This window comes from Brevibacterium sp., assembly GCF_022712115.1.
Classification (GTDB): domain Bacteria; phylum Actinomycetota; class Actinomycetes; order Actinomycetales; family Brevibacteriaceae; genus Brevibacterium; species Brevibacterium salitolerans.
The window spans coordinates 1-11119 of record NZ_JALAHB010000083.1 but is presented as its reverse complement, the minus strand read 5'-3'; the positions used below and the strand labels follow the sequence as shown (position 1 = coordinate 11119).

Here is an 11119-nt window from a genome sequence, read left to right as displayed (position 1 = left end):
GCGGACTGGGTGGGCTGGTGGGGGTGCGGCGGCGGTTCGGCAGGCCGCGCTCTCAGGCGACCCCGCTCCGAGCTGAGGAGCACTTCCGTGGCATCCACCCTTGATTCCGTCATCAACCTCGCCAAGCGGCGCGGCTTCGTCTTCCAGGCGGGTGAGATCTACGGCGGTTCGCGCTCCGCATGGGACTACGGTCCGCTGGGCGTGGAGCTCAAGGAGAACATCAAGAGCCTGTGGTGGCAGACGTTCGTGCGCGGCCGTGAGGACATGGTGGGCCTCGACTCCTCGATCATCCAGCCGCGCCCGGTGTGGGAGGCCTCCGGCCACGTGGAGACCTTCGTCGATCCGCTGGTCGAGTCCCTGCACACCCACAAGCGGTACCGCGCGGACCACCTCATCGAGGCCTACGTCGCCAAGCACGGGCACGAGCCGGCCAACGGGCTGGCGGACATCCGCGACCCGGAGACGGGTCAGGAAGGGAAGTGGACGGAGCCGCAGCAGTTCTCCGGCCTCGTGAAGACCTACCTGGGCGCCGTGGACAACGAGGAGGGCCTCCACTACCTCCGGCCGGAGACTGCGCAGGGCATCTTCATCAACTTCAACAACGTCGTGACCGCCGCCCGCCGCAAGCCGCCCTTCGGGATCGGCCAGATCGGCAAGTCGTTCCGCAACGAGATCACCCCCGGCAACTTCATCTTCCGCACCCGCGAGTTCGAGCAGATGGAGATCGAGTACTTCGTGCACCCGGATGAGGCCGGGAAGTACTTCGACGAGTGGGTCGAGGCGTGCTGGGACTGGTTCATCGACCTCGGGGTGAACCCGGACAACCTGCGGCGCTTCGACGTCCCGGCCGACGAGCGCGCGCACTACTCCGACGGCACCATCGACCTCGAGTACCGGTTCGGCTTCCAGGGTTCGGAGTGGGGCGAGCTCATGGGTGTGGCCAACCGCACGGACTACGACCTGAGCCGCCACACCGAGGCCTCGGGCGCCAAGCTCCAGTACTTCGACCAGGCCTCCGGCGACCGGTACACGCCCTACGTGATCGAGCCCAGCTTCGGCCTCACCCGCTCGATGATGGCCTTCCTCGTCGACGCCTACTCGGAGGACGAGGCGCCCAACGCCAAGGGCGGCGTCGACAAGCGCACGGTCCTGCGCCTCGACCCCCGGCTCTCGCCCGTCAAGGCCGCGGTCCTGCCGCTGTCGCGCAACGAGAAGCTCAGCCCCAAGGCGCGTGAGCTCGCCGCCACGCTGCGGCGGGAGTGGAACGTGGACTTCGACGACGCCGGCGCCATCGGCCGCCGCTACCGGCGCCAGGACGAGATCGGCACGCCGTTCTGCATCACCTACGACTTCGACTCGCTCGACGACGACGCGGTGACGATCCGCCGGCGCGACGACATGAGCCAGGAGCGCGTGGCGATCGCCGAGGTGCCGGCCTACATCCGCGAGGGCATCCTGGGCTGAGGAGGCCCGGCTCGGCAGCAGCCCGGCTCAGAGGCCCGCAGCGAGGGCCGCGAGCCCTGCCACGGCGACGGCGACCACGGCGAGAGCGCGCAGCAGCACGGCGCGCTCTCGCCGTGCGGCGTCTCCGGGGGCCTCCTGTGCAGATGCCGCGTCCTGTGCGGACGCCGCCAGAGCCGCGGCCATCGCCACCCGGGAGGGGGCGGCGAGGGTGCTGATCGAGGCGGCGGCATTGCCTGCGGCGACGAGGACGAGCACGCTCGCGTCCGCGGATTCCGCGAGGACGGCGGTGGTCGAGGCGAACATCGCGTTCGCCCCCGTGTTGGAGCCCGTCAGCACGCCGCCTACGGCGGAGAGCACCGGTGCCGCCCCCGGCCCCAGCCCCGCCAGCGCCGTGCCGATCGCGGCGCTCATCCCACTCACCGTCATGACCCAGCCCATGAGCATGAAGAGCCCGGTGGCCGTGCCGACGGGCAGCCAGGCGCGCAGGCCGCGGCGGAGGGCCTGTGCCGGCGGGTCTGTGACGGCCGGCGCCGCCTGCGCCCGGTGCATGAGGACGAAGGCCGTTCCGGCACCGATCGCCAGCCACAGCGGCGGCGCCGCCAGGCCGTGGGCGAGCCAGGCGGGCAGGGCCTCGGCGAGCCCTCTGGTGACCAGCTGCGCCAGCAGCAGGCCCGCTGTGAGGACGCCGTAGGGCAGCAGCGCCCGGCCCAGCGCGGCATCCGCGGCGGCCCGTGTGCCGCGGAGGCGGAAGAGCACCAGCAGGACGCAGATGACCGCGCCGGAGCCCAGGACTCCGGCCGGCGGCGTGCCGAGGACGATGTTGGCCGCCAGCACGCCCCCGCCCAGCACGACTGCGGCCAGAGCGGTCCAGCCGAGCGTCGCGAGCAGTGCGCGGCCGGAGTGCTGCCGCTCCGAGCGCTGCCTGCCGGCACCGCTGACGTGGGACAGCGCCGCCGTGACCGCTGCCACGACGACGAGCGGCACGACGTTCACCCCGGCCGTGGCGATGCCCAGCTCCGTGAGGTCGAGCCCCGTGAGGCTCGCGGCGACGGTGGTGCCGGGTGCGAGTGCGCCCCAGGGGACCATGACGAGGCCGCAGAGCCCCAGCACCGCCGCGCGGACGATGCCGTGGCCCATGTGCGCGAGCAGCGGCACCCCCACCGTCACGCCGATCCCGAACCCGGTGACCGACTCCGCGAACGGGACGATGCCGAGGACCACGAGCGCGGTGCCCGCGCCCAGGGAGGGCGAGGACGCCAGCAGCCAGTCGCCGATCCTCCGCATGGCGCCCGAGGCCTGGAGCAGCTGCGCGAGCACCATGCCGAACAGGAGGATGAGGAGCACTTCTGCGAGGACGGGCGCGTAGTCGAGGAAGGAGCTCCGGGCGGTCTCCGCCTCCGGCCGGAACTGCCAGAGGGCGAGCACTGCCGCCGCCGGCGTCGCCACCGAGGCGGCGAGGAGCGAGCCCCTGCCGGCGAGCAGCACCGCCGCGGTGAGGAGGACGGGCAGTGCGGCGAGCGCGGCGGTGAGGAGGTCGGGGGTCGTCACACCTCCCACTCTCGCACAGCACCGGTGGCCGGCGGAGACGGACGCGGACGGGCTCACACGACGAGCAGCAGGTGGACGGCGATGACCCCGGCGCTCAGCAGGCTCAGCCCCAGTGCGATGAGCAGCACGGCGCGTTCGTGGCCGGCCCCGTCTGCCGCGGCCCGCCGCGGTTCCGGCAGGGCGGACTCCGCGAGGGAGACCGCGAGGGCGGCGCGTGCGGGGGAGGCGCCGTTGGCCAGTCCGCACGCGGCGAGGGAGGCCGCCAGCAGCGTGAGCGGGGAGACGGCGGTGGCCTCGGCGACCTGGACGAAGGTGGTGGCGAACATGGACTGGGCGCCGGTGATGGAGCCGGCCAGCACGGTCCCGAGCGCGCCCAGCACGGGCACGGTCCACGGCCCCAGCACGGACAGCGCCTGCCCCAGGGCCGCACTCATGCCGAACTCCATGAGCACCCACCCCATCGACATGAAGGAGGCGGTCGCGACGCCGACCGGCACCCACTGGCGCACCCCGGCACGGATCGCCGCACCGGTGCCGGGCCCCCGCCGGTGGAGGAGCACAGCGGCCGTGAGGCAGCCGGCCGCCAGCCACAGCGGCGGTGAGGTGAGGGCGTGCGTGAGGGGGTGGGGGAGGACCGCGGCGAGCGCGGAGGCCGCGAGCAGCCCGGCCGTGACCACGCCGTAGGGCAGGAGGGAGAGCCGGAGCGCACGGTCGGCTCGGAGGCGGCTTCCCCGCAGGCGGAAGACCGCGAGCAGCGCGGCGAGGGCGACGAGGGAGCCGAGCACCCAGGACAGGGCCGGCCCCACGAGGGCGTTGAACAGTCCCGTGGCCCCCAGCATGACCCCGCCGCCCAGGAGGCCGTAGAGCAGTCCGGCGCCCCAGCTGCGGAGCACGGCGGCGGTGGCGACGACGGCGACGAGCACGGGGCCTGCGGCGAACACGGCGGCCGCCACGCCGAGCGCGGACAGCGGCATGTCCGTGAGGCCGCCGCCCACCCGGACGCCCACCGCGAGTCCGCCCCAGCACGCCGCGACCATGCCGAGGATCCCCAGCACGGCGGCGCGGCGCACGCCGTATCCCAGATGGACGAGGACGGGCACGCCGATGGTGAGGCCGATCCCGAAACCCGTGACCGATTCGACGAAGGGGACCACCCCGAACACCACGAGCACGGCGCCGGCCACCGGCCCCGGAGCGGTCTCCAGCACCCAGCCGCTGATGCGGTGCATGGCGCCCGAGGCCGTGAGGAGGCGGGCGAGGACCACCCCGGTGAGGAGGATCGCAGCGATCTCCGCGAGCAGCGGGAGGAAGCCGAGCAGCTCCGGGGCGAGCGCCGCAGGGAGCGGGAACGCCGTGCCGCCCACCACGAGCGCCGTGAGCAGGCCGGCGAGGGAGGAGGCGACCGCCGAGCGGCCGGCCAGCAGCATCCCGACGACGGCGAGGACGGGCAGCGCGGCGAGGAGGACGGAGACGATCACCACGACACTGTGCCATATGCGGCGGACCGTGCGGCGGTGCTCAGCCTCCTGCCGGGACGGTGACCTCCTTGAAGGAGCTGCGGTGGAAGACGAGGGGCGCGGCCTCCGGGGCGGTCCCGATGTCGAGGATCTCGAGCAGCACGATGTCGTGGTCGCCGGCGCGGACCTCGTCGTGGACGCGGGTGCGCATCGTCACGGGGCTGGAGCCCACGGTGAGGGAGAGGTCGGGGCGCACCTCCGTGGCGATGCCCTCGAAGCGGCGGTCGCGGTCCTTCGAGGACAGCTGCCGGACGACGTCCGCCTGATGGCTTCCCAGCAGGGACACGCCCAGGACGGGGGCGGCGCGGAGCTGCGGCCACGTCTCCGAGGAGTGCTGGACGGCCACGCTCACGAGCGGCGGGTCCAGGGAGACGCCCACGGTGAAGGTCGAGGCGACGAGGCCCCGGGGCGCCCCGTCCACCTCCGCGCTGATGAGCACCACGCCCTGGGGGAAGTGCGAGAAGGCGTCTCTGAGGGCCTGGGGCGCCAGGCCCGCGGCGGGAGCGGTCACTGTCATTGCGGTCACCTCATGGATCTGCGTGCGTCGGCGATGAACCCGCCGGCCGGTGGGCTCTGCGACGCCACGGTGCCAGAGGCCGGCCGCGCCGGGTGCGAGCGAGGACACACTCCGTCATGGACGCGTTGTCATATGACGCACCATGACGGAGTGCGTCAGCCGGCGGGACGGGGCCCGCGCGGGCGGTCGTAGATTCGCCCTCCATGACCTCCACACCCATTCCCCCCCTGCCCTCCGACCACGATGCGCTCGCGGCGCTCTTCCGGCCGCTCTTCGCAAAGACCGCCGAGGGCGCGCTCACCCGCGAGCTCGAACGGCAGCTGCCGTTCGAGGAGATCCGGGAGCTCAACGCGGCCGGGTTCGGCACGCTCCTGGTGCCTGCGGAGCACGGCGGCCCGGGAGCGGACATCGAGACCGTCACCCGCCTGCTGATCGAGCTCGCCGAGGCGGATTCCAACATCGCGCACCAGTACCGCTCGCATCTGGGATTCGTCGAGGCGCTGCGCTTCCAGCCCGCACGGATCCAGGAGGTCTGGTATCCGCGCGTGCTCGCCGGCGCCACGGTGGGCAACGCCTCGACGGAGAAGGGCGGCAACGCCCTCGGCCGGCTGAACACCGTCCTCACCCGCGCCGGGGACGGCTGGGTGCTGGACGGGCGGAAGTTCTACTCGACCGGCACCATCTTCGCGGAGTACACCCGCGTCTCCGCCTCACTCGAGGGCGAGGACGGCCGCCGGTTCGCCACCGTCGCCACGGATGCCCCGGGCGTGCGGGTGGACGACGACTGGGACGGGTTCGGCCAGAAGCTCACCGGCACCGGCACCACGGTGTTCGACGCGGTGCCGGTGGAGGACGCGGCAGTCATGGAGCGCGTGGTCGGCACACCCGAGGCCGTCCACGAGGCCGCGTTCTTCCAGCACGTGCTGCTCGCGGTGCTCGCCGGCATCGCCCGCGCCGCGCGCAGGGACGCCGCCGCCACGATCGCCGCCCGCGCCCGCACCTTCAACACGGGTTCGGGCCTGCCGTTCCGCGAGGACCCCCTCATCCAGGAGGCGACCGGCCGGATCGCGGCGAAGGCCTTCTCCGCGGAGGCGATCGTCCTGCAGACGGCGCGCGCCCTCGATGCGGGAATCGCCGCGACGGCGGCCGCGGGCGCGGACGCCTCCGACTGCGCGGGTGCGGTGCCGGAGGCGCTGCACTGGTCGGAGATCGCAGTGGAGCACGCACAGGTCACCGTGCCGGAGCTCGCCCTGGGCGCCGCCCAGGACCTCTTCCTCACGGTGGGGGCCTCGGCCACCTCGGCGGGCAAGGGACTCGACCGGCACTGGCGCAACGCCCAGACGGTCGCCACCCACAACCCCATCTCCTTCCGCGCCCGGGCGCTCGGCGACTACTGGATCAACGGCACGCTGCCGGAGGGCCTCAATGCGATCGGCGACGCCGTGAGGAGCACGAAGGACGGCGCCCGCTGATGGCCCGCCCGCAGACGATGCCGGCGGCTCCCGCGGAGGCTCCGGCCTCCGGGAAGCCCTGGGACGGCAAGAAGCGCGTGCTGGCCTCGGCCTTCGCCGGCACCACCATCGAGTGGTACGACTTCTACCTCTACGGCACGGCGGCCGCGCTCGTCTTCAACACGCGCTTCTTCCCCAGCGAGAGCGAGCTCGGCAGCACGCTGGCCTCCTTCGCGAGCCTCGCGGTCGGCTTCCTCGCCCGCCCGCTGGGTGGCATCGTCGCCGGCCACCTCGGCGACCGGATCGGCCGGAAGGCGCTGCTCGTCGCCTCACTGCTGGTGATGGGGATCGCCTCGACCCTCATCGGCCTCCTGCCGGACTTCTCCGCGATCGGCTGGTGGGCGGCGGCGGGCCTCGTGGTGCTGCGGATCGTCCAGGGCATCTCCGCCGGTGCGGAGTGGGGCGGCTCGGCGCTGCTGTCCGTGGAGCACGCACCGCCGCGCAGACGCGGGTTCTTCGGGTCCTTCACACAGATCGGCTCGGCCGCCGGCATGCTGCTGGCGACGACCGCGTTCTTCACGGTGCAGAACCTCTTCACGCCGGAGCAGTTCCAGCTCTTCGGCTGGCGCATCCCGTTCCTGGCCTCCGCCGTGCTGGTCGCGCTGGGGCTGTGGATCCGGCTGGGCGTGCACGACGCGCCGGAGTTCACGGAGCTCAAGGAGTCCGGCCGGGTGGCGCGGACCCCGCTGTGGGACGTCCTCACACAGCACCCGCGCGTGCTCCTCGTGACGATCGGCCTGCGGCTCGCGCAGAACAGCGTCTACTACCTCATCACGGTGTACATGCTCACCTATCTCACCGCCCAGCGGGGAGACTCCGAGGCGGGCGTGACCGCCGTGATGATCGCCTCGGCCGTGGGCCTGGTCTCCGGTCCGTTCTGGGGCTGGGTCTCGGACAGGGTGGGCCGCCGGGCCGTCACGGTGGGCGGCGTCCTCGGCATCGCCGTGTTCGGCTGGCTGTTCTTCGCCTTCCTCGACTCCGGGCCGCTGCTGCTCCTGCCCCTCGTCGTCATCCTCGGCATGAACCTCGCGCATGACGCGGTCTACGGTCCGCAGGCGGCGTGGTTCGCGGAGCAGTTCCCCGTCGAGGTCCGCTACTCCGGCGTGAACATGGGCTACCAGCTCGGCACCGTCATCGGCGGGGGCATCATGCCCATGGTCGCCGCGCTGCTGTTCGTCGCCGGGGGAGAGACGCCGTGGCTGATCTGCGGCTATCTCACGCTGCTCTGCGTGCTCTCCCTGCTGGCCGCCCTCGCCGCCCACGACCCCGCCCGCTCACTCGTCACCGCAGACAGGAACCGCTCATGACCCGCACCCGCCCGCTCCTCCTCAACGCCTTCGACATGATGGTCCCGGTGCACCAGTCGCCGGGCCTGTGGCGCCACCCGGAGTCCGGCGCCGCCGACTTCACCCGGCTGTCCTACTGGACGGACCTCGCCCGGACGCTGGAGTCCGGCGGCTTCACCTCCCTGTTCCTCGCGGACATCCCCGGCGTCTACGACGTGTACGGCGGGAACGCGGACGCCACCGCTCGCGGCGGGGTCCAGTTCCCGCTGCTCGATCCCCTCGTCGCCGTCCCCGCGATGGCGGCCGTCACCCGGACGCTGGGCTTCGGCGTGACGGCCTCCGTCACCTACGAGCAGCCGTACCTGCTCGCGCGGACCCTCACCACCCTCGACCACTTCACGGAGGGCCGGATCGCCTGGAACATCGTCACGAGCTACCAGGACTCCGCGGCGCGCAACCTGGGCATGGCCGGGCAGATCCCGCACGACGAGCGCTACGACCGGGCCGATGAGTACATGGAGGTGATGTACAAGCTGTTCGAGGGCTCGATCTCCCCGGACGCGGTGCGGGCGGACGCGGCGGCCAACGTCTTTGCGGACCCGGCGGGGATCCGGGGGATCGAGCACTCCGGCACGTACTTCTCCGTGCCGGGCCAGGCGCTCGCCGCGCCGGGGCCGCAGGGCACCCCGCTGCTCTTCCAGGCCGGGGCCTCGGCCCGCGGCCAGCGGTTCGCGCTCGACCACGCGGAGGCCGTGTTCCTCTCCGGCGGCACGCCGGAGCTCGTGGGCGGCTGGGTGGAGGCGATCCGCTCCGGCCTGGCCGACCGCGGCCGCTCCCGTGACGCCGTGAAGGTCTTCTCCCTGGCGACCGTGGTCGTGGACGAGACGGACGCGGCAGCGCAGGCCCGGCTGGAGGAGTACCGCAGGTACGTCGACACCGAGTCCGCGCTCGCGCTGTTCGGAGGCTGGACCGGCGTCGACCTCTCCGGCGCGGAGCCGGACCAGCCGCTGGAGTACGTCGCCACGGACGCCAACCAGTCCGCGCTCGCCTCCTTCACCACGCTCGCCGGCGACAGGCGGTGGACGGTGCGGGACCTCGCGGAGTTCGTCGCCATCGGCGGGCGCGGGCCGGTGATCGCGGGCTCCCCGGAGACGGTGGTCGACGAGCTGGAGCGGTGGGCCGCCGAGGCCGGGGTGGACGGCTTCAACATCTCCGCAGCGGTGCGCCCGGCGGATCTCGAACGCTTCACCCGGTTCGTCTCGCCGGAGATGCGGCGCCGGGGCCTGCTGCCGGAGCCGGCGCCCGGGACCACGCTGCGCGAGCAGCTCACGGGAGGAGGGGCGCACCTGGCCGAGGACCACCTCGGTGCCCGGTTCCGCCGGTAGGGGTGTCACAGGCAGGGACTGCCTGCTATTGTGAGTGCGTTCTGTTCCCTCATGGAAGGCTTCGTCGTGAAGTCACGTCTCGCCACTGCCTGACAGGCGTTCGAGACCCCTCGGCCTCGGACGCGTCGCACTCTCACGCGGAACGAGACCCCCATGGAACACATTCATGCGCCCTCGCGCGCACTCTCTGCACACGCACCGGCGATCGTCGTCTCCCATCTGAGCTTCTCCTGGCCGGACGACTCCGGTTCCCGCAACCGCATCATCGACGATCAGACGCTCACCGTGCCCGCCGGCGTCGTGGGCCTCGTCGGTGCGAACGGCGCCGGCAAGTCCACCTTCGTCCGGCTCCTCGACGGTTCCCTCCGGCCCGAGGCGGGCACCGCGGATCCCGGAGGGCCGGTCTGGGTGCTGCCGCAGAACCTCCCGGAGCAGGAGCGCACCGTCGCCCAGGTCCTCGGCATCGAGGAGAAGCTCCGTGCCCTGCGCCGGATCCTCTCCGGCGACGCCGCGGAGGCGGAGACGGGCGCCCTGCTCGAGACCATCGGGGAGGACTGGGACCTCGAGGAGCGCGCGCGTGCCGCGCTTGCGGCGGTGGGGCTCGATCTGCCGGATGTGCTCGACCGCCGGCTGAACTCGCTCTCCGGCGGCCAGGCGATGCGCGCAGGCCTCGCCGGCGCCTCCCTGGCCGGCGCGGTCTGGACCGTGCTCGACGAACCCACGAACAACCTCGACGACGCCGGCCGCGCCTCGCTGTTCGCGGCCGTGCGGGAGCTGCGCGGCGGCGTGCTGCTCATCTCCCACGACCGCGAGCTGCTGGAGCAGGTGGAGGCGATCGTGGAGCTGCGGCAGGGACGGCTGCAGCTGTACGGCGGCCCGTTCAGCGCCTACGAGGAGGCGGTCGAGGCGGAGCAGGCGGCGGTCCGTGCGGACGTCGCCCAGGCCAGGAGCGCACAGGCCCTGGAGAAGCGGCAGCGAATCGAGGCGGAGGTGAAGCTCTCCCGGCGGGAGCGCTACGGGAGGAAGATGGAGGCGAACAAGCGCGAACCCAAGATCGTCATGGGCCTGCGGAAGCGGGAGGCACAGGTGTCCGCGGGGAAGCTGCGCGGCATGGTCGCGGACAGGGAGGCGAAGGCGGCCTCTGCGCTGGAGGCCGCTGAGTCCCGTCTGCGGGAGACCGTGGACATCCGGCTCGCGCTGCCGGAGACGGAGGTGCCGCCCCGGCGCGAGGTGCTGGTCCTCGACACCGCAGACGGCGCGTACTCCCTGGTGGGGCCGGAGCGCGTGCGCCTGGGCGGTGCCAACGGATCGGGGAAGTCCACGCTGCTGGCAGCCGTGCGGGAGGCGGCGGAGGACAGGACGGCGGGTGCGGCTGCGGAGGCGCTCGCGCGGCGCGCACCCCGGGCTGACGGCGGGGCGTGGGGGATCCGCGTGCCCGTACCCGTGGGCCTGCTCGGTCAGAACCCCCGTCTGCAGCCGGAGCACACCGCCGCCTGGGCGGTGCGGGAAGCCGCACCGGAGGCCACCGCGCACGAGGTCAGGGCCATGCTCGCGAGTCTGGAGCTGCGGGCGGCGGCCGGGGAGAGGAGGTGCGCCGACCTCTCCGGCGGGGAACGCCTCCGGGTGGCGCTCGCGGGTCTGCTGCTGGCGCGGCCGGCGCCGCAGCTGCTCCTCCTCGACGAGCCGACCAACAGCCTCGATCTGGACTCCGTGCGCGTCCTCGTGTCCGCCCTGGCGGATTTCCGCGGCGCGCTGCTCGTGGTCTCCCACGATCCGGCCTTTGTGGAGGACCTGGGGGTCACGACCGGCTGGGACATGGACGCGATGCGCAACGGGACGGAGGACCTCGGCGCGGACGGGGAGGCGGCGCATTTGACGCAGCGGCGATAAT

At 73.0% G+C, this 11119-nt stretch carries 8 protein-coding genes; 5 read left to right on the top strand and 3 right to left on the bottom strand.

What is annotated here, in order from left to right:
* Nucleotides 1-87: 87 nt before the first annotated feature.
* On the top strand, nt 88-1464 hold the full coding sequence (locus Q0A33_RS05110; protein ID WP_291794083.1) for a glycine--tRNA ligase: 1377 nt from the start codon (nt 88-90) through the stop codon (nt 1462-1464).
* 27 nt (nt 1465-1491) lie between these two features.
* On the opposite strand, the gene Q0A33_RS05105 is transcribed toward Q0A33_RS05110, so the two are convergent.
* From Q0A33_RS05105 to Q0A33_RS05095, 3 genes are read right to left on the bottom strand one after another with little or no spacing between them, the layout of a single operon-like run.
* A complete protein-coding gene (locus Q0A33_RS05105) occupies nt 1492-3012 on the bottom strand; it encodes an L-lactate permease (RefSeq protein ID WP_291794080.1) in 1521 nt (506 codons plus the stop codon).
* Nucleotides 3013-3065: 53 nt separating this feature from the next.
* Complete coding sequence (locus Q0A33_RS05100) at nt 3066-4490, bottom strand: L-lactate permease (RefSeq protein WP_291794077.1); 1425 nt, start codon at nt 4488-4490, stop codon at nt 3066-3068.
* A 40-nt stretch (nt 4491-4530) separates the two neighbouring features.
* Entirely contained in the window at nt 4531-5046 is a 516-nt protein-coding gene (locus tag Q0A33_RS05095; protein WP_291794074.1) for a flavin reductase family protein, read from the bottom strand.
* A gap of 203 nt (nt 5047-5249) precedes the next feature.
* Between Q0A33_RS05095 and Q0A33_RS05090 the strand changes: the two genes are divergently transcribed.
* The 4 genes from Q0A33_RS05090 to Q0A33_RS05075 all read left to right on the top strand — a co-directional run bounded on the left by Q0A33_RS05090 (nt 5250) and on the right by Q0A33_RS05075 (nt 11118).
* Nucleotides 5250-6518: an acyl-CoA dehydrogenase family protein gene (locus tag Q0A33_RS05090; protein ID WP_291794071.1), complete on the top strand. Its 1269-nt coding sequence runs from the start codon at nt 5250-5252 to the stop codon at nt 6516-6518.
* A gap of 17 nt (nt 6519-6535) precedes the next feature.
* Complete coding sequence (locus Q0A33_RS05085) at nt 6536-7864, top strand: MFS transporter (protein WP_291794086.1); 1329 nt, start codon at nt 6536-6538, stop codon at nt 7862-7864.
* On the top strand, nt 7861-9228 hold the full coding sequence (locus Q0A33_RS05080) for an LLM class flavin-dependent oxidoreductase (RefSeq protein ID WP_291794068.1): 1368 nt from the start codon (nt 7861-7863) through the stop codon (nt 9226-9228). The genes Q0A33_RS05085 and Q0A33_RS05080 overlap by 4 nt, the downstream gene beginning before the upstream one ends.
* 153 nt (nt 9229-9381) lie before the next feature.
* Complete coding sequence (locus Q0A33_RS05075; protein ID WP_291794065.1) at nt 9382-11118, top strand: ATP-binding cassette domain-containing protein; 1737 nt, start codon at nt 9382-9384, stop codon at nt 11116-11118.
* Nucleotide 11119: the final 1 nt, after the last annotated feature.